The organism is Oxalobacteraceae sp. CFBP 8761 (genome assembly GCA_014841595.1).
In the GTDB taxonomy this organism is placed as follows: Bacteria; Pseudomonadota; Gammaproteobacteria; order Burkholderiales; family Burkholderiaceae_D; genus Telluria.
In genome coordinates this window covers 386,987-412,563 of record JACYUE010000001.1, presented here as the reverse complement: position 1 = coordinate 412,563, position 25,577 = coordinate 386,987, and the positions used below count along the sequence as shown (strand labels likewise).

General features: G+C 65.4%; 23 protein-coding genes. 6 read left to right on the top strand and 17 right to left on the bottom strand.

What is annotated here, in order from left to right:
• Window positions 1–10: 10 nt before the first annotated feature.
• Window positions 11–355 (bottom strand): antibiotic biosynthesis monooxygenase, encoded by a 345-nt coding sequence (locus tag IFU00_01910; protein MBD8541034.1) that lies wholly within the window; start codon window positions 353–355, stop codon window positions 11–13.
• Window positions 352–678, bottom strand: coding sequence for an NIPSNAP family protein (locus tag IFU00_01905; protein ID MBD8541033.1), 327 nt, complete (start codon window positions 676–678; stop codon window positions 352–354). Before IFU00_01905 ends, IFU00_01910 begins: the two co-directional genes overlap by 4 nt.
• Before the next feature lie 72 nt (window positions 679–750).
• On the opposite strand from IFU00_01905, the gene IFU00_01900 reads away from it, so the two are divergent.
• The gene (locus IFU00_01900) at window positions 751–1,482 is read left to right on the top strand and encodes a winged helix-turn-helix transcriptional regulator (protein MBD8541032.1); all 732 of its coding nucleotides are present in this window, start codon (window positions 751–753) and stop codon (window positions 1,480–1,482) included.
• Here the strand turns inward: IFU00_01900 and IFU00_01895 are convergent.
• The 3 genes from IFU00_01895 to IFU00_01885 form a co-directional block, all read right to left on the bottom strand.
• Window positions 1,436–1,783: a hypothetical protein gene (locus IFU00_01895; GenBank protein ID MBD8541031.1), complete on the bottom strand. Its 348-nt coding sequence runs from the start codon at window positions 1,781–1,783 to the stop codon at window positions 1,436–1,438. The two genes, IFU00_01900 and IFU00_01895, sit on opposite strands and share 47 nt — an antisense overlap.
• A gap of 94 nt (window positions 1,784–1,877) precedes the next feature.
• The gene (locus IFU00_01890; GenBank protein MBD8541030.1) at window positions 1,878–2,888 is read right to left on the bottom strand and encodes a type 1 glutamine amidotransferase; all 1,011 of its coding nucleotides are present in this window, start codon (window positions 2,886–2,888) and stop codon (window positions 1,878–1,880) included.
• Window positions 2,889–2,953: 65 nt separating this feature from the next.
• Window positions 2,954–3,778 carry a response regulator gene (locus IFU00_01885; protein MBD8541029.1) on the bottom strand — a complete coding sequence of 275 codons (825 nt, stop codon included), beginning with the start codon at window positions 3,776–3,778 and terminating at the stop codon, window positions 2,954–2,956.
• A 173-nt stretch (window positions 3,779–3,951) separates the two neighbouring features.
• Between IFU00_01885 and IFU00_01880 the strand changes: the two genes are divergently transcribed.
• Both IFU00_01880 and parC read left to right on the top strand, forming a co-directional pair.
• Window positions 3,952–5,946, top strand: coding sequence for a type IIA DNA topoisomerase subunit B (locus IFU00_01880; GenBank protein ID MBD8541028.1), 1,995 nt, complete (start codon window positions 3,952–3,954; stop codon window positions 5,944–5,946).
• Window positions 5,947–5,991: 45 nt separating this feature from the next.
• Window positions 5,992–8,331 (top strand): DNA topoisomerase IV subunit A, encoded by a 2,340-nt coding sequence (gene parC, locus IFU00_01875; GenBank protein MBD8541027.1) that lies wholly within the window; start codon window positions 5,992–5,994, stop codon window positions 8,329–8,331.
• 830 nt (window positions 8,332–9,161) lie between these two features.
• Here the strand turns inward: parC and IFU00_01870 are convergent.
• Together IFU00_01870 and IFU00_01865 are read right to left on the bottom strand one after the other, a co-directional pair.
• On the bottom strand, window positions 9,162–9,656 hold the full coding sequence (locus IFU00_01870; GenBank protein MBD8541026.1) for a hypothetical protein: 495 nt from the start codon (window positions 9,654–9,656) through the stop codon (window positions 9,162–9,164).
• A 144-nt stretch (window positions 9,657–9,800) separates the two neighbouring features.
• Entirely contained in the window at window positions 9,801–11,213 is a 1,413-nt protein-coding gene (locus IFU00_01865; protein MBD8541025.1) for a peptidase M64, read from the bottom strand.
• Window positions 11,214–11,365: 152 nt separating this feature from the next.
• Between IFU00_01865 and IFU00_01860 the strand changes: the two genes are divergently transcribed.
• Window positions 11,366–12,397, top strand: coding sequence for an alpha/beta fold hydrolase (locus IFU00_01860; protein ID MBD8541024.1), 1,032 nt, complete (start codon window positions 11,366–11,368; stop codon window positions 12,395–12,397).
• Window positions 12,398–12,401: 4 nt separating this feature from the next.
• On the opposite strand, the gene IFU00_01855 is transcribed toward IFU00_01860, so the two are convergent.
• Both IFU00_01855 and IFU00_01850 read right to left on the bottom strand, forming a co-directional pair.
• On the bottom strand, window positions 12,402–13,652 hold the full coding sequence (locus IFU00_01855; GenBank protein ID MBD8541023.1) for a cyanophycinase: 1,251 nt from the start codon (window positions 13,650–13,652) through the stop codon (window positions 12,402–12,404).
• A gap of 67 nt (window positions 13,653–13,719) precedes the next feature.
• Complete coding sequence (locus IFU00_01850) at window positions 13,720–14,157, bottom strand: GNAT family N-acetyltransferase (protein MBD8541022.1); 438 nt, start codon at window positions 14,155–14,157, stop codon at window positions 13,720–13,722.
• A gap of 188 nt (window positions 14,158–14,345) precedes the next feature.
• Between IFU00_01850 and argH the strand changes: the two genes are divergently transcribed.
• Window positions 14,346–15,743, top strand: a complete 1,398-nt coding sequence (gene argH, locus IFU00_01845; GenBank protein ID MBD8541021.1) for an argininosuccinate lyase — start codon at window positions 14,346–14,348, stop codon at window positions 15,741–15,743.
• Between the two features lie 76 nt (window positions 15,744–15,819).
• Window positions 15,820–16,485 carry an HAD-IA family hydrolase gene (locus tag IFU00_01840; protein MBD8541020.1) on the top strand — a complete coding sequence of 222 codons (666 nt, stop codon included), beginning with the start codon at window positions 15,820–15,822 and terminating at the stop codon, window positions 16,483–16,485.
• Window positions 16,486–16,492: 7 nt separating this feature from the next.
• Here the strand turns inward: IFU00_01840 and paaZ are convergent, their stop codons facing one another.
• The 8 genes from paaZ to paaK are packed head-to-tail and all read right to left on the bottom strand — an operon-like array spanning window position 16,493 to window position 25,574.
• The gene (gene paaZ / locus IFU00_01835; GenBank protein ID MBD8541019.1) at window positions 16,493–18,544 is read right to left on the bottom strand and encodes a phenylacetic acid degradation bifunctional protein PaaZ; all 2,052 of its coding nucleotides are present in this window, start codon (window positions 18,542–18,544) and stop codon (window positions 16,493–16,495) included.
• A gap of 16 nt (window positions 18,545–18,560) precedes the next feature.
• Complete coding sequence (locus IFU00_01830) at window positions 18,561–19,160, bottom strand: phenylacetic acid degradation protein PaaY (protein ID MBD8541018.1); 600 nt, start codon at window positions 19,158–19,160, stop codon at window positions 18,561–18,563.
• A 4-nt stretch (window positions 19,161–19,164) separates the two neighbouring features.
• Complete coding sequence (gene pcaF, locus IFU00_01825) at window positions 19,165–20,367, bottom strand: 3-oxoadipyl-CoA thiolase (protein MBD8541017.1); 1,203 nt, start codon at window positions 20,365–20,367, stop codon at window positions 19,165–19,167.
• Between the two features lie 14 nt (window positions 20,368–20,381).
• Window positions 20,382–21,695 (bottom strand): phenylacetate--CoA ligase, encoded by a 1,314-nt coding sequence (gene paaF, locus IFU00_01820; GenBank protein ID MBD8541016.1) that lies wholly within the window; start codon window positions 21,693–21,695, stop codon window positions 20,382–20,384.
• 18 nt (window positions 21,696–21,713) lie between these two features.
• Complete coding sequence (gene paaI / locus IFU00_01815; GenBank protein MBD8541015.1) at window positions 21,714–22,151, bottom strand: hydroxyphenylacetyl-CoA thioesterase PaaI; 438 nt, start codon at window positions 22,149–22,151, stop codon at window positions 21,714–21,716.
• Complete coding sequence (paaC, locus tag IFU00_01810; GenBank protein ID MBD8541014.1) at window positions 22,144–23,670, bottom strand: 3-hydroxyacyl-CoA dehydrogenase PaaC; 1,527 nt, start codon at window positions 23,668–23,670, stop codon at window positions 22,144–22,146. The genes paaI and paaC overlap by 8 nt, the downstream gene beginning before the upstream one ends.
• 2 nt (window positions 23,671–23,672) lie before the next feature.
• Entirely contained in the window at window positions 23,673–24,464 is a 792-nt protein-coding gene (locus IFU00_01805) for a 2-(1,2-epoxy-1,2-dihydrophenyl)acetyl-CoA isomerase (GenBank protein MBD8541013.1), read from the bottom strand.
• A 33-nt stretch (window positions 24,465–24,497) separates the two neighbouring features.
• The gene (gene paaK / locus IFU00_01800; GenBank protein MBD8541012.1) at window positions 24,498–25,574 is read right to left on the bottom strand and encodes a phenylacetate-CoA oxygenase/reductase subunit PaaK; all 1,077 of its coding nucleotides are present in this window, start codon (window positions 25,572–25,574) and stop codon (window positions 24,498–24,500) included.
• Window positions 25,575–25,577: the final 3 nt, after the last annotated feature.

Here is a 25,577-nt window from a genome sequence, read left to right as displayed (position 1 = left end):
GCTGCGTCAGTCAGCCGTGCACTTCCCTGCTATCCGGCGGCGCCTGGTCGCGCTGCTGCATCCCGTAGTCGCGTACCACGTGCGCCACGCGCAAGCGGTAGTCGCAAAACATCCCGTCACGACCGGCAGCCTGCGCCGCCTGGTGCGCTTCCAGCATGCGCCAGCGCTGCACGGCGGCTTCATCGCGCCAGAATGACAACGACAGCAAGCGGCCGGGCTGCGTGAGCGATTCGAACCGTTCCACCGACACGAAGCCGTCGATCGCCTTGAGCGCAGCCCCCAGCGCCTGCGCCGTGGCGAGGTACTCGCGCTGGCGCAGCGGGGCTGGCTCGACTTCGAAAATGACCGCGATCATGCACGGCTCCCGAGCGTGCCCTCCACCGCTTCGGTGAACGTACGCGTTTCACGCACGATGAAACGCCCCTCGCGCGCCAGCGCGAAGTTGCCGCGCGCCTCATCATCCGTCTTCAAGCGCGTGCGGTACGCTTCGTAGTCGGCCAGACTGGCAAAGCCCACCAGCCCCCACGCCTCGTCGTTGGTCCCCTCATGGGGCAGGAAGTAGCCGATCAATGTGCCACCGAGCCGGGGAATGATGCGCCCCCAGTTGGCGGCATACTCACGAAACTGCTCGCGCTGAAACGGATCGATGCGGTAGCGGATGAAACAGGTAATGGTCATGGTGACTCCTGGGTTCTGGAGTGGTCACTGTAGTCCCGGTCCCTGGCCGGATGCTTCGGTTAAGATCGAAGCATGAGAGACGGTCCCAATATCACTACCATCGCCGCACTGATCGGCGACCAGGCGCGCGCGCAGGCCCTGACCTTGCTGATGGCCGGGCGGGCGCTCACCGCCACCGAACTGGCCGATGCGGCAGGCGTCACGCGCCAGACGATCAGCACTCATCTGGCCAAGCTGGTCGATGCCGGGCTGCTGGCCGTCCAGGCGCAGGGGCGGCACCGGTATTTCAGCATCACCGATGCCGACGTGGCGGCGCTGCTCGAAACGCTGATGGGCATGGCCTTCGGCGCCGGCACGCTGCCGCTGCACCTGAAGCTGGGCCCGTCCGCGCCAGCCCTGCGCAAGGCGCGCGTCTGCTATGACCACCTGGCCGGCGAGCTTGGCGTGGTGCTGCATGACCGGCTGGCTGCGCGAGGCGCGTTCGGCTTCGGCGCCAAAGGCATGGTGCTCACGACTCCAGGCGCGTCACTGATCGGCCAGCTGGGCGTCGACATCCCTGCACTGGCGCGCTCGCGGCGGCCCGTGTGCCGCACCTGCCTGGACTGGAGCGAGCGGCGTCACCATCTGGCCGGCGCACTGGGCAGCGCCCTGCTCGACCGGTTCGAACAACTCGGCTGGACGCGCCGCGTGGCGGGTTCGCGCGTCATGGCCTTCGATACACAGGGCGAGGCCGCCCTGCGTGGCTGGCTCGATCAGGTCAGCCCGCCACCGGCACGCCCTTGCCCGCCCAGCCCGTCTTCATGAAGCGCGCCAGCAGCGGCTGTTTGGCAGGCGCTGCTGGCGGCAGCCTGGCGTCGACCACGTTCGCCCATTGGTCGGCCAGCTGCTCGCAGGTGGCGCGCAGCACCGGGTCGATCGTCGGCAGGCGTGCCAGCGCGCACAGATGGCGCTCGATCACGGACGCCAGCTTGACGCACGGCGGCTCGCCGTCGCCTTTCGCGCTGTAATGCGACATCAGGTGCAGGAGCGAGGCGACCAGCAACGTGTCCTGGTTGCGCGGCTCGCCCGCTGTGGATGGCATGGTGGGTGTGGGGGAAATCGTCATGCGAAGCGCTCCATGGACCAGAACAAGACAATGAGATGAGAATGATTCTCATTCATTATTCCCGTGTCGCACGGCGAAAGCAAGCGATTTCGTGCTACAGGCGCGTCTCGCGCGCAGCACGCAGGAATTCATCCAGCACCGGCGTGCAATCGAGCAGGTCGACGCCGCCCGCGCGGTGAAATTCGGGGTGCCATTGCAAGCCCATGACGAAGTTGGCGCGCTGGTAGCGGATCGCCTCGATGATGCCGTCCGGCTCGGACATGGCTTCGATGCGCACATCGCGCCCCAGGTCCTTGACGGCCTGGTGGTGAATCGAATTGACCATCGCCTGCTGGATATTGGGGAACATGCGGCCGAGCGATGAGCCCTTGGGAAACACGATCGCGTGGCGATGGGCGTCGTACAGGTCGTGCACATGCGCCAGCGCGTCGGGACGGTCGGTGGCGACGTCCTGGTGCAGCGTGCCGCCAAAGGCGACGTTGATCAGCTGGCAGCCACGGCACACGCCCAGCACCGGTTTGCCGGCGTCGACGAATTCGTGCAGCAGTTCGAGCTCGTACACGTCGCGCGCGCGGTCGCCGCTCCATTCGGGACGCGTGGGCGTTTCGGAATAGGTTTGCGGGGCGACGTCGGCCCCACCCTGCAGCACCAGGCCATCCAGGTGACGCGCGTAGTGGCGCAGCGTGATGTTGCTGGGGTGGAGCAAACCGTTGGTATTGACCGTCGGGATCATGAACACCAGCACGTCGCGCGACATGACCCACTGGGCGATGGATTCCTCGAGATACTGCAGGTTCTTGCTCAGCAGCCCCTTGGCGCCCGCCTCGGGATGAAAGATGCGGGCCGAGACACCGATGTGCAGCGTGCGCTGCATGATGTCGCGACTGAAGCGTTCACGCAGCGAGCGAAAGCGCGAGGTGATGACCCGGCCGGCCAGGGCCACCGGGTTGTCGCCATCGCGCAGGTAGCGCGCCGGCCCGCGTGCGTGCTGGCCGCCGCTGGCGCGCCGGTCGGGCACGCGCACGCGCGTCTCGCGACGTTCATCGATATCCGCCTCTGGCGAGGGGTCGTCTGGATTGCGCTTGATGGGGTCGTCTTCGGTCATGTCAATAATATAACTTCGGCAATGCTGCGCACGATTCAAAGTTGTTACAAAAGGTCGCCATGCGCTCAGACCGGCACATCGAGCAGCTTCTGGAAGGTCAGCATCAGGTGGCGCCCCGCCACGGGCGTCTCGAGCAGGCCGCGCGCGCCGGCCAGCCGGGCGCGGGCGCTGTCGTACTGAAACGATGGCGCGACCATGAACACCACGGGCGTGCGCCCGGCGCCGGCCTGCGCCTTGATCGATGAGCACAGCGCATACGGTTCGATGCCCGGGGCGGCCGTGTTGATCAGGACCAGCGCCACCGGCGTCTCGTCGCACAGGCGCACGGCGGCGGCCCGGCTGTCGGTCCATTCGACGCCGATCCGGCGCGGCTCAAGCACCTGCGCCACCCGGTTGCGCAGGTTGCACCCCTGATCGACGATCAATACCAGGCCATCGACGGGGCCACGGCGCAGTCGCGTGTAGAATGCGGGCGTTTCGAGATCCGGCCCCAGGCGCGGACGGCGGCGGCGTTCGGCCAGCACGCGGCGCGCACGGGCACCCTGCTGGGCCAGCGCATGCACGCGCGTGTCGAGCAGTTCGGCCAGCCGCCCGTGCAGCGTCCGTTGGTCAAGCGAGCGGGTCAGGGTTGGCCAACGAGTGGCGTCACTGTCGCCGATGACCAGTGCCGGTTGCAGCGCATCGGGAGGCCGGCACGCCAGTTGTGCCAGCGCAAACGGGTTGTCGCCATTCGCAATCAGCAGGTCCGGCTCTTGCAAACTGTCGGCATGCAGGCAAGAATACGACGGCCCGGCGCCCGGCGCGTCTTCGAGCAGCGCCGCCAGCCGGGCGGTTTCAACCGGATCAAAGCCGATCGGACGCACGGTGAACAGACAATGGGATCGCTGCATCAGGCCCCACCCTTCTTGCATCGATTATGTATTTACAGCGTAATCTAGCACAAAGGTGCAAGGCGAAAAGCACGACATAAGCGCAAAATACTGTATATTTATACAGTTAAAAAGCATTTCCTTTTCCGCTCGACAAGATAGAATGCCAACGCATTCTACAAATACTCTTCAAGATGGCCTCCAAGAAACCCGCTCCAGACTACAGCGAATCATCCATCCGCGTCCTCAAGGGACTCGAACCTGTGAAACAGCGTCCGGGCATGTACACCCGCACGGAAAATCCGCTTCACATCATCCAGGAAGTGATCGACAACGCCTCCGATGAGGCGCTGGGTGGCTATTGCAAGAACATCAGCGTCACGATGAACCCGGACGGCTCGATCACGGTCGAAGATGACGGCCGCGGCATCCCGGTCGGCATCCACCCCGAAGAAGGTGTGTCCACGGTCGAGATCGTGTTCACGCGCCTGCACGCCGGCGGCAAATTCGACAAGGGCTCGGGCGGCGCGTATGCGTTCTCGGGCGGCCTGCACGGCGTCGGCGTGTCGGTTACCAATGCGCTGTCCAAGCGCCTCGAGATCGAGGTCTGGCGCAAGGACGATCAAGGCAACGGCCAGCACAAACTGGTGTTCGCTGCCGGCGACGTGATCGAACCCCTCACCTCCGCACCGTTCGAGCGCGGCGGCAAGAAGAACGGCACGCGCGTCACGGCCTGGCCGGATGGCAAGTATTTCGATTCGCCGACCATCCCGATGGGCGACCTGCAACGCCTGCTGCGCTCGAAAGCCGTGCTGCTGCCGGGCGTGACGGTCACGCTCACGAACGCCAAGGGCGAAGTGCAGACCTGGCGCTACGACGAGGGCCTGCGCGGCTACCTGACCGAGGCGCTGGCGCAAAGCTCCACCGGCGAAACCCTGATCCCGCTGTTCGAAGGCGCGCAGTACGCGGCCGCCGGCGACGACAGTTTTGCCGAAGGCGAAGGCGCGGCCTGGGTCGTGGCCTGGACCGAAGAAGGCGGCGTGGTGCGTGAATCCTACGTCAACCTGATCCCCACCGTCAGCGGCGGCACGCACGAAGCGGGCCTGCGCGACGGCCTGTATGGCGCCGTCAAGAACTTCGTCGAGCTGCATGGCCTGCTGCCGAAAGGCGTCAAGCTGCTGCCCGAGGACGTGTTCGCGCGCGTCTCGTTCGTGCTGTCGGCCAAGGTACTGGACCCGCAGTTCCAGGGCCAGACGAAAGAACGCCTGAATTCGCGCGACGCGCTCAAGCTGGTCTCGACCTTCACCAAGCCGCCGCTCGAACTGTGGCTGAACCAGCACGTCGAATACGGCAAGAAGCTGGCCGAACTCGTGATCCGCCAGGCGCAGTCGCGCCTGCGCTCGCTGCAGAAAGTCGAAAAGAAAAAATCGTCGGGCGTGGCCGTGTTGCCAGGCAAACTGACCGATTGCGAATCGAACGACATCACGCGCAACGAGCTGTTCCTGGTCGAGGGCGACTCGGCCGGCGGCTCGGCCAAGATGGGCCGCGACAAGGAATTCCAGGCCATCCTGCCGCTGCGCGGCAAGGTGCTCAACTCGTGGGAAACCGACCGCGACCGCCTGTTCGCCAACAATGAAATCCACGATATCTCGGTGGCGATCGGCGTCGATCCGCACAGCGCGGGCGACTCGCCCGACCTGACCGGTCTGCGCTACGGCAAGATCTGCATCCTGTCCGACGCCGACGTCGACGGCTCGCACATCCAGGTACTGCTGCTCACTTTGTTCTTCAAACATTTTCCGGCGCTGTTCGCGAACGGAAACATCTGCATCGCGCGCCCGCCGCTGTTCCGCGTCGACGTGCCGGCGCGCGGCAAGAAGCCGATCCAGAAGCTGTATGCGCTCGATTCCGGCGAGCTGCTGGCGATCGAAGACAAGCTGAAAAAAGAAGGCCTGAAGGAAGGCGTGTGGAGCATCTCGCGCTTCAAGGGCCTGGGCGAGATGAACGCCGAGCAGCTGTGGGAAACGACGATGAACCCGGACACGCGCCGCCTGCTGCCCGTGTTTTTGGGCGAGTACGACCACGCCGAATCGTCGGCACGCTTCAATATGCTGATGGGCAAAGGCGAAGCCGCCGCGCGCCGCGCCTGGATCGAAGAACACGGAAACGAGACCGAGGCCGATATCTAATATGCCGCACCGGCCATCCGCCCCGCGCGCAACAGAACAGACACCATGACGAACCAACCAAGTCTCTTTGAACAGCAACACGAGCCGTCCGACGTCGAGACGCTCACCCTCTCCACTTTCGCCGAGCGCGCCTACCTCGACTACGCCGTTTCGGTGGTCAAGGGCCGCGCGCTGCCGGACGTGTCGGACGGCCAGAAGCCGGTCCAGCGTCGCATCCTGTATGCGATGAATGAACTGGGCCTGGGCCCGACCGCCAAGCCGCGCAAGTCGGCGGCCGTGGTCGGCGACGTGCTCGGCAAACTGCACCCGCACGGCGACCAGTCGGTGTACGACGCACTGGTGCGCATGGCGCAGGACTTCTCGCTGCGCTACCCGCTGATCGATGGCCAGGGCAACTTCGGCTCGCGCGACGGCGACGGCGCCGCCGCGATGCGTTACACCGAAGCGCGCCTGACGCCGATTGCCCGCATCCTGATGGATGAAATCGACATGGGCACGGTCGACTCGCAGCCGAACTACGACGGCTCGACGACCGAGCCGCGCACACTGCCGGCGCGCCTGCCGATGGTGCTGCTTAACGGCGCCTCGGGCATCGCGGTCGGCCTGGCCACCGAGATCCCGTCGCACAATCTGCGCGAAGTGGCTGCCGCCGCTGTCGCCATGATCCGCAATCCGAAGATGTCGCACGCTGAGCTGATGACCATCGTGCCCGGCCCCGACTTCCCGGGCGGCGGCCAGATCATCACGCCAGCGTCCAGCATCGCCGACATGTACGCGGTGGGCCGCGGCTCGATGAAGGTGCGCGCGCGCTGGAAGATCGAAGAACTGGCGCGCGGCCAGTGGCAGGCGATCGTCTACGAACTGCCGCCGGGCTGCTCGTCGCAGCGCGTGCTCGAAGAAATCGAAGAACTGACCAACCCGAAGGTCAAGGCCGGCAAGAAGGCGCTGCTGCCCGAGCAGCTCGCGCTGAAGAACACGGTATTGGGCGCGCTCGACACGGTGCGCGACGAATCGGGCCGCGAAGCCGCGGTGCGCCTGGTGTTCGAGCCGAAGTCGAAGAACCAGGACCAGAACGAATTCATGCTGATGCTGCTCGCGCACACGTCGCTCGAGTCGTCCAGCCCGATCAATATGGTGATGATCGGCGGCGACGGCCGTCCGCGTCAAAAAGGCCTGGGCACGATCATCCAGGAGTGGATCGACTATCGCTTCACGACGATCCGCCGCCGCACCGATTTCAAGCTGGCCAAGGTCAACGACCGCATCCACATCCTGGAAGGCCGCGAGACGGTCCTGCTGAACATCGACAAGGTCATCGCCATCATCCGCAACTCGGACGAACCGAAGGCCGCGCTGATCGAGGAATTCCGCCTGAGCGAACGCCAGGCCGAAGACATCCTCGAGATCCGCCTGCGCCAGCTGGCGCGCCTGGAAGCGATCAAGATCCAGCAAGAGCTGGCCGACCTGCGCAGCGAGAAGGAAAAACTGCAGGACATCCTCGAGAACCCATCGTCGATGAAGCGCCTGATCATCCGCGAAATCGAAGCCGACGCCAAGCAGTTCGGCGACGAGCGCCGCACCGTGATCGAAGAAGCGCAGCGCGCGGTGGCCGAGCAGAAGGTCGTCGACGAGCCGGTGACCGTGATCGTGTCCGAAAAAGGCTGGGTACGTGCCCGCACCGGCATCGGCCACGACCCGGCGCAGTTCGCGTTCAAGGCCGGCGACTCGCTGTACAAGGCGTTCGAATGCCGCACCGTCGACCATCTGCTGGGCATTGGCGACAACGGCAAGGTGTACTCGGTGCCGGTGGCGGCGCTGCCTGGTTCGCGGGGTGACGGCGTGCCGATCACGACGCTGGTCGACCTGTCGGGCGGTATCCGCATCCTGCATTATTTCGCTGGCAATCCCGAGACCCGCCTGCTGCTGTCGACGTCGGACGCCTTTGGCTTCATCACCAAGGCGGGCGACATGGTCAGCCGTCTGAAAGGCGGCAAGTCATTCATCACGCTGAACGACGGCGCCACGCCGCTGCCGCCACGGATCGTGACCGACAGCTGCGGCGCGATCGCCTGCCTGTCCGAAAAGGGCCGCGTGCTGGTATTCGGCATCGACGAAATGAAGGTGCTGACCAATGGCGGCCGTGGCGTGACGCTGATGGAACTCGAGCCGAATGAAACCATGCTGGCAGCGCAGCCGATCAATCAGAAGGGCCTGAACGTGATTGGCACCTGGGCCGGCGACAAGGCGCGCACGGTAGAGCTGTTCGCCTCCGGCCTGGAGCCGCACTTCGGCAAGCGCTCGCGCAAGGGCAAGGCCTTGTCGGCACGCATGAAGGCGCATGATCTGGGTATGCGGGCAGCCGAAACCGACGCTGTGAAAACGTAACGCGACCACAATCCCATTCAGCAACACAGCCGGGGTCAGGTCTGACATTCGGACACGACCTCAGCTTAGCCTTTTCCACAGCCGGGGTCAGGTCTGACATTCGGACACGGCCTCAGCTTAGCCTTTTCCACAGCCGCACAGCCGGGGTCAGGTCTGACATTCGGACACGACCTCAGCTTAGCCTTTTCCACAGCCGGGGTCAGGTCTGACATTCGGACACGGCCTCAGCTTAGCCTTTTCCACAGCCGCGCAGCTGGGGTCAGGTCTGACATTCGGACACGACCTCAGCTTAGCCATTCTCAATGGTGTCCTGCCCAGTATTAGCATAGCAGCTGGGGGCAGGTCTGACATTCGGACACGGCCTCAGCTTAGCCTTTTCCACAGCCGGGGTCAGGTCTGACATTTGGACACGACCTCAGCTTAGCCATTCTCATTGGTATCCCGCCCAGTATTAGCATGGTCCAGCTCCAGCGAGCTCCCGCTTGCAGCTGGGGGCAGGTCTGACATTCGGACACGACCTCAGCTTAGCCATTCTCAATGGCGTCCTGCCCAGTATTAGCATGGTCCAGCTCCAGCGAGCTCCCGCTAGCTGGCTGTTGAGATCGTGTCCGAATGTCAGACCTGACCCCGATTTTTAGACCCAGCTAGCTGACTGTTGAGGTCGTGTCCGAATGTCAGACCTGACCCTGGCTCTTCTGTCTGATCCGGCTACCAAACTGATGAGATCGTGTCCGAATGTCAGACCTGACCCCGGCTTTGACCCCGGCTATTCCGGTACCCAGACAAAAAAAATGCCGGCTGAGCCGGCATTTTTCATTGGAGCTGTTTGCTTAGTTCTTTGCAGCAGCCTTGTGCACGTCAGCCTGGGCTTCGGCGCGGACCTGTTCGGTCTTGGCAGCAGCGGTTGCCTTGTCGGCAGCAGCATCGACCTGTGCTTTCAGCACTTTCTCGTCAGCCTTGATCATCTTCTTCTCGGCCTTCAGGTTGGCGTCAGCCACTTTGCCTTCGGCCTTGGCCATTGCCTTGGCGCGGTCTTCAGGATCGGCCTTGGCGACGTTCGCAGCAGCGTCGGTGTGGGTCTTGACCAGCTTGGCGTGTGCATCGCCCTTGGCTTCGGTGGCCTTGGCCACGGTCTTGTTCAGCTTCTGGTCAGCCTTGACGGCGGCCTTGATTTCTTTTTGTTCGGCCTTGATGACGTCTTTCTCGGCGCTGGCTTCCGCCTTCACGATGCGGTTGTCCGCAGCGGTGGTGGCTGGTGCGGTGGTCTGGGCGTGAGCAGCGGTAACCATCAGGCCGGCGATAAGGGTTGCGATCAGTTTGTTCATGATGAGTTTCCTTTTGGTGGTCGCTGTACAGAGCGGGTTGCCCGTGCAGTCGTTGTTGTTTTTCAGTGATTCCAGAATACGGCTTCACCACCGTCCGGTCTGTTAGCCAGCACACGCAGAAATTGTCAGAGTTGTAAGCAAAGATTACTGATGAACAGAGCCTGCGTACAAGTCGATGATGTCAGTGACGCCGTCGCGGCATACCGGGCAGAACGCATCGCTACGGTCAAACATCAGGCACTGCATCGCGGGCCGGTAATAACCGCTGGCCTCGTAGTTGGCGCCCTCGAAGGCGCCGATTGCATGCCGGTGTGGCTGCCGGTCGAACAGCGCATTGGTCTGCTTGAGGTCTTCATGGAACAAGGCGCTCATTTCCGACTCCGGCCGGTTGGCCTCGCGCAGCGCGGCGCGCTTCTTCTGGTAGGCGCGCGAGGCGGCTTCGTACTCGGCCTTCGGCCATGGCGTCGGCACGGGCGTGCCAACCGTCACATGGCGCTGCCATTTGAGCTTGGCCGGGTCACGCAGCGCGGTGACGTTCGGCTCCCACGGCTCCATCCGCCCGCTCGCTGCGGCATACGCCACCGGCGACGTGTAGTACTCATCGGCCAGGCCCGCGAAATGGTGGCCGAATTCGTGCACGAACAGGTAGTCGGCCCAGTCGTTGCTGGCTGCCGCGGTGCTGAACTGGCCGAAGATCCCGCCGCCGCCGTAGGTCTCGTTATTGACAAGGATTTCGATGAATTCGTACGGCGCATGCTGGGCGATATCGCGCAGCGCCCGGTTGTCGAGTGTGAGCACATAGCGCTCGCTCCCAAAAATGTCGTAGCGGGTGCCCAGCGCCGATGGATGGTGAACGCCGGTCGATGGCCTGCTGATGCCCGATTGCCCGGTCGGCACGGCCATCGCCCAGACATTGAAGTCCTTCGCGCGCTCCTTGAACGGCGACACCGAAAACAGGTGCGCCGACAGGCGCCGCGCATCCTGCTCGAACTTCGTCATTTCTGCCTGCGTGTAGCCATCACCCAGAATCAGCAGGTCGACCTTGTCGGGTGATGGGCCGCTGACCCGGATCGGAATCGGCTTTGCCGCTGGCGGGGGCTGGCGCTTGACCACGTCGGGCGCGTCCGGATCGACGTCGATGCTCCAGGCGACCGAAAACTGGTTGCGCTCGTCGCGCTTCAGGATGCGCACGCGCACCGGCTGCGCAAACTGGGGAAAACGCACCGACTCGCTGAAACTGCGGCTGATACGCCCTGCTTCCTCAGTCGTGCGCCACTCGCCGAACACGGTGGAGAAACCACGCGAGTACAGCACGTCGCCCGTTTTAGGATCGACCACTTCGACCCGGTTCTGGCCGCGGTTGGTGTCGTCCAGATTGCGCGCGGCGCTGCCCGGCCAGGGCAATGGCTCGATGACGACGCGTTCGATCGCGTAGCCGTCGGCCAGCGCATTGCCGCTGTGCGCGTAGTCCAGGCGGACCGTGGCCGGCTGCGCGGCATGGGCGAGTGAAGCGAGCGCGCCAAGCAGCAGCGCAGCAAAGGAGTGAAACAGGCGCATTGCGAATCCCTGACAAGTAGATCGCACTATTCTAAGCCTGCGGTGAGCTGTGGCGGCGTCGTCACCTGTCAGATGTGCCAGGCCAGGCCGATTGACCCGGCCGGACAGCCACGCCACAATCAGCCTGGTCACCTTGTCTATCCGGAGTTCCGATGTTCCGCCTGCGCGCCTGCCTTGTCATTCCGCTGTTCAGTGCCTGCCTGGCCCATGCCGCCCCGGCATGCAAGCCCGGCCAGCCAGTGGACGAAAGCGGCTTCGTGGAGATCGGCGGCATCGCGCAGTGGGTCACCGTCAGCGGCGACGACTGCGCCAATCCGGTGCTGCTGTACGTGCATGGCGGCCCTGGCAATCCGACCTCGGTGTTTGGCGCCGGCCCGTATGCCTCGTGGCGCAAGCACATCACGCTGGCGCAGTGGGATCAGCGCGGCAGCGGCATGACCTGGGGCCGTCACCGCCCCGGCGAAGACGTCCCCTTGCGCATCGAACAGCTGCGCGACGATGGCCTCGACGTGGCGCGCTATCTGACGCAGCGTTTCGGCAGAGACAAGGTGATCCTGCTGGGCAGCTCGTGGGGCTCGATGATCGGCGCCCACATGGCCAGGGAGAAGCCAGGGCTGTTCTGCGCCTATGTCGGTGTGGCCCAGCTGGTGGGTTACCGGGACAATGCCACGTCATGGAGCACGGTCATTGCCCGCGCAAGAGCGGCGAACGACACTGCCACCGTCACGCAACTGGAGGCGCTCGGCCCGCCGCCCTGGACCAATCCGCGCAACTTCGGCATCGTGCGGCGCGCCGTGCGCAAGTACGAGGCGCCCAACATCGATCCGACGCCGCCATCGTGGTTCGAAGTGCTGCCTTTGTATGCCTCGCCGCAGGCGAAGGCCGACTACACCGAGGGCGAGGATTATTCGTTCCTGAAGTTCGTCGGCTGGAAAGGCGATGGCATGGCGTCCACGATGGACCTGTACCGCCTGGGCACGCGCTACGCGCTGCCGGTCTATCTGGTGCAGGGCAAGGAAGACCTGCTGACCGAGCCGAAGGTTACGCGCCGCTTCTTCGAGGCCATCACGGCGCCCGACAAGGCACTGGTCGAGGTGCCGCGCGCCGGCCACGATCCGAACGGCCCGCTGATCGACGCACAGCGCCAGGTACTGGCCGAGCGGCTGCACTGGCGCTGCGACTGAGCGATCACCGGTACTGATACAGCGGCCGTTGCACCACGATCGGCCGGATATCGAGCCGCACGTTATAGACCGAATAAGCTTCGCTGTACGCCGACTGGTAGCCGACCGTCTCGTTCACCCGGCCGAGCTTGAACTCGAAGCCCAGGTCGGGCCGGTCGGCATTCGGGCTGTCGAGCGACAGCCCGATCGCATCCGGCTGGTCACTGTCGACCAGCTTGGACATCAGGTCGACCACCGTGCCGTTGCCAAGAATATCGGCCGAGAACAGCGGCCCGCGCCAGTAGGGCTTGTTCGCATCGAGCTTGCCGCGCACTTTCTCGGGCGCCGGCGTGAACACCTTGCTGTCCAGGTTGAAGCGGTCGCCGTTATCGAGATAGCTCAGGCGGCCATTGCTGAGGTTGAAAGTGCCGTCGCGCGTGGCGGCGTTGCTCAGGTCGACCAGCAGCGCGCCGCGATAGCCGAGCACCTCGACGTCGCGCTTCGGGCCCACGACCATCGCCGTGTTCTCGTCGATGCCCAGGCCGATGTTGTAGCCCTTGGCCAGCATCGCCGGCAGCATGCGCGCAAAGCGCCCGCGCACCAGGAGGTGCTGGTCGATGAAGACGTCGTCGCCGATGAAGCCCAGGCCGCGCGTGATCTGGCGGCCATCGGCCACGCCGTGCTGGAGCGTGCCCAGCACCGAGCGCGGATGGCCGAACATCGTGGCGCTCATGATGGCAGCGCCGGCGCTCGAGCCGGCGATGACGCCGCCGCGCCGGTACATGTCCCACAGCGCATCGAGCAATTGTGTGTTGCTGCCGTCGGGCCGGCGCAGGGCGTTCGTGATGCGCGCCTGGTCGCCGCCCGAGAAGTAGGCGCCGCCGGCCGAACGCACCGCCTCGACCAGCGCCGGATCTTCGGCTGCGGCGCGCACGTCAGAACCGTCGAGGTGTTCGGCAACAGGGACGAAGAAGGCGCTGGCGCCGTGCTGGTTCAGGCGTTCGATGAGATAGTTGCCGGCCCGTTCGGGGCTGGCCGAGGCCGAAGCGAACACCGCGATGCGGGCATTCTTGCCGCCGGCAAGCTGCACGATGCGCGTCCAGACGGCATCGTTGTCATCGCGCAGCGCGCCACCGATGATGACGAGCGAGCCCTTGGGCTGCATTGACGATGGCGATGGCGTGGACGGCAACTCAGCGGCGCGGCTACTGATGCTGGTGACGACGCCCAGTGCGAGCGTGGCATAGACAACAACACGGACGACAGATTGGAACATGCGGCTTCCCCCGATAAGTCATCAGCGTAAGCCTGATTCCAGTTTCACGTCGCCGTGTTGAGTGCGCTCAGGATAAGTAGATGTTGGGAAAGTAACGCTCCATCAATGTCTCTGGGCGCAACGGTGGCGTGAACCCGAAACGCTCGTACAGGCTGTGGCAATCCGACGTGGCCAGCGTAAAGCGGCGCAGTTGCTGCAGGCTGGGATGCCGCATCACAACACCGATCAATTGTTTTCCATAACCACAGCCACGCGATTCCGGCACGACGAACACATCCACCAGGTTGGCGAAGGTAGAAAAATCGGTGATCACGCGCGCGAACGCGATCTGGCGCCCATCGAGGTAGCCGCCAAAACACAACGAGTTCTCAATGGCGCGCTCGACGACGGGCCGCGAAATGCCCACGGCCCAGGTGGACTGCTCGCTGAGGAAGCGGTAGATCATTGGAATGTCGAGACGGGTCTGGTCGGTGCTGACCTCGAAGCTGGAATCGTTCGTCATCATGGCCTGGACAAGGTGACAAAAAGTCATTCTAGCGCCGATTGGTACCAACGCAAGCGGCGATGTGACGTGCCGCACCGGATTTCGCCAGCCCCCCGTCTGCAAGCCTGCCTGCGAGCCCGGCCAGCCATGCCGCATGGCACACAGGCAGCGCAGTTTATAATCAAGGGATCCCCAACCGGAATCCCACCATGACCGAACAATTCTCCAAAAAAGCCGAAGCCTGGTCTGCCCGCTTCTCCGAACCTGTATCGGATCTCGTCAAGCGCTACACCGCATCGGTCTTCTTCGACAAACGCCTGGCCCCGCACGATATCGAAGGCTCGCTCGCGCACGCCGAGATGCTGGCCGCACAAGGCATCATCAGCGAACACGACCGTGCTGAAATCGAACGTGGCATGACGCAGATCCGGGCCGAGATCGACGCCGGCAGCTTCGAATGGCTGCTCGACCTCGAGGACGTGCACCTGAACATCGAAAAACGCCTGACCGAACTGGTGGGCGACGCCGGCAAGCGCCTGCACACGGGCCGCTCGCGCAACGACCAGGTCGCAACCGACATCCGCCTGTACGTGCGCGCCGCGATCGACGACATCGTCACGCTGCTCGCCAGCCTGCGCGGCGCCCTGACCGACCTGGCCGAACGCCACGCCGACACGATCATGCCGGGCTTCACGCACCTGCAGGTGGCCCAACCGATCACCTTTGGCCACCACATGCTGGCCTACGTCGAAATGTTCGGCCGCGATGCCGAGCGCATGCTCGACGCGCGCCGCCGCGTGAACCGCCTGCCGCTGGGCGCCGCCGCACTGGCCGGCACCACCTTCCCGATCGACCGCCTGCGCGTGGCCAAAACGCTCGGCTTTGACGACGTGTGCCACAACTCCCTCGATGCAGTGTCAGACCGCGACTTCGCCATCGAGTTCACGGCCGCCGCATCGATTCTGATGATGCACATCTCGCGCATGTCCGAAGAACTCGTCATGTGGATCAGCCCGCGCATCGGCTTCATCGACATCGCCGACCGCTTCTGCACCGGCTCGTCGATCATGCCGCAAAAGAAGAATCCGGACGTGCCGGAGCTCGCCCGTGGCAAGACCGGCCGCGTGTATGGCCACCTGATTGGCCTCCTGACCCTGATGAAAGGCCAGCCGCTGGCCTACAACAAGGACAACCAGGAAGACAAGGAGCCGCTGTTCGACACGATCGACACCGTGATGGACACGCTGCGCATCTTCACCGACATGGCCTCGGGTATCACGGTCAAGGCCGACAACATGCGTTCGGCAGCGCTGCAGGGCTATGCCACGGCAACCGACCTGGCCGACTACCTGGTCAAGCGCGGCCTGCCGTTCCGCGACGCCCACGAAGCGGTGGCGCATGCCGTGCGCGCCTGCGACGTGGCCGGTTGCGACCTGTCCGAGATGTCGCTCGAGACGCTGCAGACGTTCTCGCCGCTGATCGAAGAGGACGTGTTCGCGGTGCTCACGCTCGAGGGTTCGGTGGCCGCGCGCGACCACGTGGGCGGCACCGCGCCGAACCAGGTGCGTATCGCCATCGAGCGCGTGCGCAAGCAGCTGGCCGAGTAATTTCACATCCCTGGAGCGGACCGGCGCTGATCCAGCGCCGGCCCGCTTTTCCATGCCTTTTTAGATTGATGACGCCATGACCGCATTGCCCGCACGCGACTACGCCGCCTTCCTGTTCGACATGGACGGCACCATCCTGACATCCATCATCGCCGCCGAGCGCGTCTGGGCCGACTGGGCCCGCAGCCACGGACTGGACGTCGACGTGTTCCTGCCGACGATCCACGGCAAGCGCAGCGTCGACACCGTGCGCGGCCTGGGCCTGCCCGACATCGACGCCGAAGAAGAAGCGCACCGCATCACGCTGGCCGAGATCGAGGACGTTGACGGCATCGAAGCGATTGCCGGCGTGGCTGCTTTCCTGGCCACGCTGCCAGCGGAGCGCTGGGCGATCGTGACGTCGGCGCCACGCGCGCTGGCGCAGGCGCGCATTGCTGCAGCCGGCCTGCCGCTGCCGCCGGTGCTGGTCGCAGCCGAAGACGTCAAGCACGGCAAGCCGGCGCCGGACCCGTTCCTGCTCGGCGCCGAAAAGCTGGGCATGCGCCCGGAAGAATGCCTCGTGTTCGAAGACACGCTGGCCGGCCTGCAATCGGCCGCCGCTGCCGGCATGGACAGTGTGATGGTCACCGCGACGCACAAGCATCCGGTCGAGACCGACGTGACGGGCGTGCCGGATTACGACGATTTGCGGGCGATCCGCACGGGTGAAGGCTTGCTGCGCCTGCAGCGCACGCGCTCGTAAAACGCCATCACGTGCGCTTCTGCACCAACGTCAAAATGTCATAACTGGCCACCAGCTCATCGCGCTGGTTGGTCACCTGCACATCCCACGCCACCACGCCCTGCCCCCGGCCCTGTTCGTCCGTCCGGTTGCGATCGACCTTGCGCTTGCACGTCAGGCGCGCGCGGATCGTGTCGCCGATCGCCACCGGTGCCACGAAGCGCAGGTTGTCCAGGCCATAATTGGCCAGCACCGGCCCCGGCGCAGGCGAGACAAACAGGCCCGCCGCCGCCGACAGCACGAAGTAACCGTGCGCGATGCGCTGCCCGAACTGCGTGTCCTTGGCCGCGATGGCGTCGAAGTGCATGTAGAAGTAGTCCCCCGAAACACCGCCGAAGTTGACGATGTCGGCTTCGCTCACCGTGCGCCGGTGCGTCAGCAGCGAGTGACCAACTTCCAGGTCCTCGAAATGCCGGCGGAACGGATGCAGGTCACTTTCCTTGACCGCGCCGCCGCGCACGTATTCGCCCGTGACGGCGCCGAGCATCGTGGGCGAGCCCTGCACCGCAGCGCGCTGCAGGAAATGCTTCACGGCCCGGATGCCGCCCAGCTCTTCGCCGCCACCGGCGCGCCCTGGCCCACCGTGCTTGAGTTGCGGCAGCGGCGAGCCGTGGCCGGTACTGTCCACGGCCGCTTCGCGGTCGAGGATCAGCACGCGGCCGTGCGATGCCGCCACGATCGGCACCGCGTACGCAGCCAGCGCCGGGTCTTTGGTCGCAAAGGTGGTCACCAGGCTGCCCTTGCCGCGTGCCGCCAGTTCGAGCGCTTCGTCGATGTCGGTGTAGGTCATCAAGGTGCTGACCGGGCCGAACGCTTCCACGTCGTGCACGGCATCGTTGTCCATCGCATTGCGGCATAACAGCAGCGTGGGCGAGAAGAACGCGCCGCTGGCGACGTTCTCGCCGACCGGCTTGAACCCGTCGCCTGCACCGAACAGCACCTCGTTGCCGCGCGCGAGCAGTTCGACCCGTGCGCTCACGTCGCGGTGCTGGTCCATCGACGCCAGTGCGCCCATGCGCACGCCCTCCACATTCGGATTGCCTACCGTGATCTTCGCCAGCCGCTCGCGCAGCCGCTCACCGACCGCGTCGACCAGCGCTTCCGGCACGATCACGCGCCGGATCGCCGTGCACTTCTGGCCCGCCTTGCCGCTCATCTCGCGCGCGACTTCCTTGACGAACAGGTCGAACTCGGGATCGGACGGTGTCACGTCGGGCGCCAGCACGGCGCAATTGAGCGAGTCGGCTTCGGCGGTGAACGGCACCGAGGCGCGAATCAGGTTCCCGTTCGCGCGCAGCATCGCGGCCGTGTCGGCCGACCCGGTGAACGTGACGGCGTCAAAGCCACCGAGGCGATCAAGCAGGTCACCCGTGCTGCCGATCACGAGCTGCAGCGCGCCGTCGGGCAGCAGGTCCGAGTCCACCATCATCTTGACCACTGCGTGGGTCAGATAGCTGGTGGCGGTGGCCGGTTTGGCGATGCACGGCATCGCAGCCAGGAAGCTTGGCGCAAATTTTTCGAGCAAGCCCCAGATCGGGAAGTTGAAGGCGTTGATGTGCACCGCCACGCCGCCGCGCGGCACCAGGATGTGGGTGCCGGCAAAGCCGCCCTGCTTGCCCAGCGCGATGGCCGGGCCTTCGTGCAGCACATTCGACGACGGCAGCTCGCGCGAGCCCATGCTGGCGTAGGCAAACAGCGTGCCGATGCCGCCTTCGACGTCGACCCAGCTGTCCTGGCGCGTCGCGCCGGTCAGGTGCGAGATCGCATACAGTTCTTCCTTGCGCTCCATCAGGTACAGCGCGAGCGCCTTCAGCACGGCGGCGCGCTCCTGGAACGTCTGGCGCATCAACGTCTTGACGCCCGTCTTGCGCGCGAAGGTGAGCGCTTCGTCGAAGTCGATCTTCTCGGCGTGCGTGTGATAGATCAGGGTGCTGTCGAGCGCGCTGTGCAGCGGCGTGTGCGATGCGGCGCCGTGCCAGCGGCCGGCGATCAGGCTTTGCAGTGTCGGGATGTGGCCCATGTAATCTCCAGTAGGTTCAGGACTTCGGCGTGTGCAGCGCGCTCGTGTCGAATGCAATGCGGCCCCGGTCCGGCGCCACGGCAGTGTCGGCATCGACTTCGCGCATCGTCTGCAGCGAGCGCACGGCCAGTTCGTGGTACTGGCGCGTGCCGAAACTCTTCCACGCGACGTCCTCGTCGCTCAAGGCGCGCACCACCTTGGCCGGCGTGCCCATGACCATCGAGCGCGGCGGGATCACCATCCCCGCTTTCACGAAACTCATCGCGGCGACGATCGACTCCGCGCCGACGACCGCCTTGTCCATCACCACCGCGTTCATGCCGACCATCGCATTGCGCCCCACGCGGCAGCCATGCAGCACGGCGCCGTGGCCGATGTGGCCATCGACTTCGACCACGGTGTCTTCCAGCGGAAAGCCGTGCATGACGCACGCATCCTGCAGGTTGGCGCCTTCTTCGAGGATCAGGCGCCCGAAGTCGCCGCGCAGGCTCGCGCACGGGCCGATATAGCAGCGCGGGCCGACGATCACGTCGCCGATCAGCACGGCAGAAGGATGCACGTAGGCGCTCGGATGCACGACGGGCCGCACGCCATCGATTTCGTAGACTTTGACCATCGTGCTAGACCCGCTCGACGATCAGGGCGATGCCCTGGCCGACGCCGATGCACATCGTGCACAGCGCGTAGCGTCCGCCCGTGCGGTGCAGCTGGTTCACTGCGGTCATGACGAGGCGCGCACCGGACGCGCCCAGCGGATGGCCCAGCGCGATCGCGCCGCCGTTCGGGTTCACGTGCGCCGCATCGTCCGGCAGGCCCAGGTCGCGCAGCACGGCCAGGCCCTGCGCGGCAAACGCTTCGTTCAATTCGATCACGTCCATCTGGTCCAGCCTCAAGCCCGTCTGCACCAGCAGCTTCCTGACAGCCGGCGCCGGGCCGAAGCCCATGATGCGCGGCGCCAGGCCGACGGTGGCCATGCCGATCACGCGGGCGCGTGGGGTCAAGCCGTGGCGCGCTGCAGCCTCGCCAGAGGCCAGCAGCAGCGCGCAGGCGCCGTCGTTCAGGCTCGATGCATTGCCGGCGGTGACCGAGCCGTCCGGGCTCACCACACCCTTCAGCTTCGCCAGCGCCTCGATGCTGGAATCGGCGCGCGGCTGTTCGTCGGTGTCGACGATGCGCGTTTCTTTCTTGCCCTGGAGCGTGACCGGCACGATCTCGTCCTTGAAGACGCCGGCGGCATGCGCCTGCGCCCAGCGTTGCTGGCTGCGCAGCGCGAACGCGTCCTGGTCGGCGCGGCTCACATTGAATTCGCGCGCCACGTTTTCGGCCGTCTCGGGCATCGAGTCGATGCCGTACTGCGCCTTCATGCGCGGATTGACAAAGCGCCAGCCGAGCGTCGTGTCCTCGATTTTCGCCGCGCGCGAAAACGCGCTGTCGGCCTTGCCCATGACGAACGGCGCGCGTGTCATGCTCTCGACGCCACCCGCGATCACCAGGTGCGCTTCACCGGCCTTGATCGCGCGCGCGGCGGTGCCGATGGCGTCCATGCCGGAGCCGCACAAGCGGTTGATCGTGTTGGCCGGCACGTCCTGCGGCAGTCCGGCCAGCAGCGCGGCCATGCGGCCGACGTTGCGGTTGTCTTCGCCCGCCTGGTTCGCGCAGCCGTAAAACAGGTCGTCGACCTGGGTCCAGTCCACGCCGGGATTGCGGGCCATCAGCGCGGCGATGGGCAGCGCGGCCAGGTCGTCGGCGCGCACGGTCGAGAGCAGCCCGCCATAGCGGCCGAAGGGTGTGCGGATGGCGTCGCAGATGAAAGCGTCAAGCATGCTGGTTTCCTTGTTCATTGTTTGGGACGGCCATCGACCACGCGCCGGGCCTTGCCCGTCAGCGTGCGCTCGATGCCTTGCGGCGGCAGCAGGCGCACGCGCGTGGTCACGCCGACATAGGTCTTGATGCAGTGCTGCAGTTCACGCGCCTGCGCCTCGATGGCGTCAGGCGCAAGCAGCGTATCGCGCAGTTCGCACAGCACCTCGAGCGTGTCGAGATGGCCGTCGCGCGCCACGACCAGCTGGTAGTGCGGCGCCAGTGCGGGCATGCGCAGCACCAGTTCTTCGATCTGGCTGGGGAACACGTTCACGCCGCGGATGATCAGCATGTCGTCCGAGCGCCCCGTGATGCGGCCCATGCGGCGCATCGCGCGCGAGGTCGGTGGCAGCAGGCGTGTCAGGTCACGCGTGCGGTAGCGGATGATCGGCAGCGCTTCCTTGGTCAGCGACGTGAATACCAGCTCGCCTTCCTCGCCGTCGGGCAGCACCTCGCCCGTATCGGGGTCGATGATCTCGGGGTAGAAATGGTCTTCCCAGATCACCGGGCCATCCTTGCTCTCGATGCATTCGCTCGCCACGCCGGGGCCCATCACCTCCGACAGGCCGTAGATGTCGACCGCATCGATGCCGGCGCGCGTCTCGATCTCTCGCCGCATCGCGTCGGTCCACGGTTCGGCGCCGAAGATGCCGACCTGTAGCGACGACGCTGCCGGGTCGAGCCCCTGGCGCGTGAATTCCTCGACGATGTTGAGCATGTATGACGGCGTGACCATGATGATCGATGGCTTGAAGTCGCAGATCAGCTGCACCTGTTTTTCGGTCTGCCCGCCCGACATCGGCACCACCGTGCAACCGAGACGCTCGGCGCCGTAGTGCGCACCCAGGCCGCCGGTGAACAGCCCGTAGCCGTAGGCGATGTGCACCAGGTCGCCCCGGCGCCCGCCGGCGGCGCGGATCGAACGCGCCACGATGTTGGCCCAGGTGTCGATATCGTTCTGCGTGTAGCCGACCACGGTGGGCTTGCCGGTGGTGCCGGACGAGGCATGCACGCGTACCACCTGCTCGCGCGGCACGGCGAACATGCCGAACGGGTAGTTGTCGCGCAGGGCTTTCTTTTCGGTGAACGGAAATTTCGCCAGGTCGGCCAAAGACTTGAGATCGGCCGGGTGCACGCCGGCCGCGTCGAACGCGGCACGGTAATGCGGCACGTTGTCATACGCGTGCTGCAGCGTCCATCGCAGGCGTTGCAGTTGCAGCGCCTGCAATTCGTCGCGGCTGGCGCGCTCGATCGGTTCCAGGTCGCCCGGTGCGGGAAGGTGTTGGACCATCTGTCGACTCCTTGTGGTTCAGGCGTCCACGGGCGCCACGGTGCCGCCGATGCGATGCGACTTGCCGCGAAACAGCGCGATGGTGCGCCCGTCCGCGGTCTTCACCGTGACGTCGTAGACGCCGGTTTTACCCTGCAACGCCTGCTCGGTGGCGTCGGCAACCAGCACGTCGCCCGCGCGCCCTGGCGCGAGATAGTCGATCGTGCAGCCGGCGCCCACCGTGCTGAGGTTGTGCGAGTTGCAGGCGAAAGCAAAGGCGCTGTCGGCCAGCATGAAGATATAGCCGCCGTGGCAGGTCGCGTGCCCGTTGAGCATGTCGGCGCGCACGGTCATCGTCATGCGCGCGTAGCCGGGCCGGATCTCGGCCAGCACCATGCCCAGCGCCTGGCTGGCCGGGTCGCGTTCGAACATCGTGCGTCCGGCCAGCTCGGCCAGCGCCTGAGGGTTTTCATGCATGAAAGCGCGCTCCCTGCGGATCGGCGGCCAGTTTGCGGCGCAACAGCGGCGAGACGCGATACCGGTCTTCGCCATACGTGGCGGCCAGATTCGACAGCACGGTCACGACCTGCCCCATGCCAATCGCATCCAACCAGGCCAGCGGCCCACGCGGATAACTCACGCCCTTCTGCATCGCGATGTCCACGGCGCGCGCGCTGCACACGCCCTGGTGGACAGCGTCGGCCGCTTCGTTGGCCAGCATCGCCACCGTGCGCATCACGGCCAGGCCCGGGACGTCGTCCAGGCGCGTGACGACGAAGCCGGCAGCCTGGAACAGGCCGACTGCCGCGCGCCAAGCGTCATCGCTGCACCCGTCAGCGCGTGCGAGCGCGATGCGCGGCGCCATGGCAGCGTCGAACAGCAGGTCGAACACGATCGTGTCACGCTGGTTATCCGCCTGCGCGCGCTCGGTGGCACTGCGCCCGTCAGTAAGATGGATCGCCGCGCCGCCGCAGTACAGGCCGGGTGCCGCTTCGATCTCGGTCAGCTCGATGCCGGAAGCCTGCAGCCGCGCGACGAGCGCATCGACGCTGCCGGGAGCACCCGCGTACTTGACCGCCGCCGGCCGGTCGCAGGCAGCTTCGGACGGCACGACTGGCATGTCCACCCCGTCGCCATAGCGATAGAACCCGCGCCCCGTCTTGCGGCCCAAATAACCCGCATTGACCAGCTCCTGCTGCAGCACGGATGGCGTGAAGCGCGGATCGCCAAAGTACGCCGCGAACACGGAATTCGTGACCGAGAAGTTGACGTCGTGACCGATCAGGTCCATCAATTCGAAGGGCCCCATGCGGAAACCGCCGCATTCGCGCATGACGGCATCGAGCGTGGCCACGTCGGCCGCCTGTTCGAGCAGCAGGCGCAGGGCTTCGCCATAGAACGGGCGCGCCACGCGGTTGACGATGAAACCGGGCGTCGATTTCGCATGCACGGGGCTCTTGCCCCATTTTTCGGCGGTGGCATACACGACCTGCGCGACCTCGCGTCCGGTCGCCAGGCCGCTGACCACTTCCACCAGCGCCATCAGCGGCGCCGGATTAAAGAAGTGCATGCCGACCAGGCGTTCGGGATGCGCCAGTTGCGCGCCGATGGCCGTGACCGAGATCGACGACGTGTTGGTCGCCAGGATGCAGTCACTGGCGACGACGGCTTCGAGTGCGGCAAACAGCGCGCGCTTGATTTGCAGGTCTTCGACAATGGCCTCGATGACGAGCACCGCACCGGACGCTTCGTGCAAGGCATCGATGCGGCGCAGACGCTCGCGCGCGAGATCGGATTCGACGGCGCCCATGCGGCCCTTCGCGACCAGGCGCGCATAGGTGGCGCCGATCTCCGCGATCGCCTTGTCGGCGGCGCCGGTCCGGGTATCGAACAGCAGCACCTGATGGCCGGCCGTGGCCGCGACCTGAGCGATGCCCGCGCCCATTGCGCCGCTGCCGATGACGGCAACCGTCGAATGCGGTGGCAGTGACTGCATCCTCACTCCCCCTTGAACTGCGGCGCGCGCTTTGCCAGGAATGCGGCGACGCCTTCGCGGTAGTCGTGGCTGTTACCGAGTTCGCGCATCATGTCGGCTTCGAGCTGCAATTGCTGCTCCAAGGTGTTGGCGTAGCTGGCCTGGAAGGCGCGCTTGGTGAATGCCAGGCCCTTGGTCGGCGCGGCGGCAAAGTGTTTCGCCATGGCCAGCGCTTCGTCCATCAGCACGTCGTCCGGCACGCAGCGCCAGATCAGGCCCCAGGCTTCGGCTTTTTCGGCGCTGAGCTTTTCGCCCAGCATGGCCAGGCCCATCGCGCGCGCAGGGCCGATCAGGCGCGGCAAATGCCAGGTGCCGCCGGTGTCGGGGATCAGGCCCAGTTTGCTGAACGCTTCGATGAAGCTGGCCGATTGCGCGGCCAGCACGATGTCGCAGGCCAGCGCCAGGTTGGCGCCTGCGCCGGCGGCCACGCCGTTGACGGCGCAGATGACGGGCATCGGCAGATTCTTCAGCGTCAGCACGAGCGGCGCATAGAACTCTTCGACCGACGCGCCCAGATCGACACCCGGCGCGCCCGGGTCGACCGCGCGGTCGGCCAGATCCTGGCCCGCGCAAAAGCCACGGCCGGCGCCGGTCAGCACCAGCACGCGCACGGACTGGTCGGCCTGCACGCACGTGAGCGCATCACGCACTTCGAGGTGCATGGCACGGGTGAAGCTGTTGAGGCGATCGGGGCGGTTCAGGGTCAGGACGGCGACGCCGCCATCTGCCTTGAACTGGATGCTGTCGTAGTTCATCGTGGTCTCCGTTTTTGTTCTGGTTGCGCGCGGTTATTCGGCGATATCGAAATCCACCACCACCTTGTCGGTCACCGGGAAACTCTGGCAGCTGAGCACGAACCCGCGCGCGACTTCATAGTCTTCCAGCGCGTAGTTCACGTCCATCTCCACTTCGCCATCAAGCACCTTGCAGCGGCAGGTCGAGCACACGCCGCCCTTGCACGAATAGCGCATGTCGATGCCGGCGCGCAGGCCCGCGTCCAGCAGCGATTCGGTGTCCCGGTCCATCGTGAAGCTGGCGGCGCTGCCGTCCATGATCACGGTCACTTCGGTGTGCTGGCGCGCGCTGGCGGCAACCGCGCGCGGCGTGCGCTCGCGGGTTGGCGCGCTCGCGGCAAACAGCTCGATGCGGATCTGCTCCTTGGCCAGCCCGGCCGCCTGCAGCGCGCGCGAGACGCCATGCATCATGTCTTCGGGGCCGCAGATGAAGGCGACGTCGATGGCCTTGATGTCGATCCACTGGCGCAGGAACTGCGTGCACTTGTCTTCGGTGATCCGGCCGTTGAAGAGTTCAATGTCCTGCTGCTCGCGGCTCATCACGTAGACCAGGCGCAGGCGGTCCATGTACTGGTCCTTGAGGTCCGTGAGTTCGTCGCGAAACAGCACGCTCGACGAGGCGCGGTTGCCGTAGACGATCGTGAAGCGGCTGCCCGGCTCGGCCAGCAGCGTGGTCTTGACGATCGACAGGATCGGCGTGATCCCGCTGCCGGCAGCAAACGCCAGGTAGTGGCGGGCGCTGGCCGCGTCGAGCGGCACGTTGAAGTTGCCACTCGGGGGCATGACGTCCAGCTGCGCGCCCGGTTGCAGGCTGTCGTTGGCCCAGCTGGAGAACTGGCCGCCGGGCGTGCGCTTGATCGCCACGCGCAGCTGGTCGTCCTGCACCGCCGAACAGATCGAGTACGAGCGGCGCACCTCGTCGCCATCGATCGTGGCGCGCAGCGTCAGGTACTGGCCCTGGCGGAAGGCGAAGGTCTCTTTCAATGCCGGCGGCACGTCGAATGTCACGCACACGGCGTCGCGCGTTTCGTGTTTCACCTTGCTGACGGTGAGTGGATGGAATTGGCTCATGCT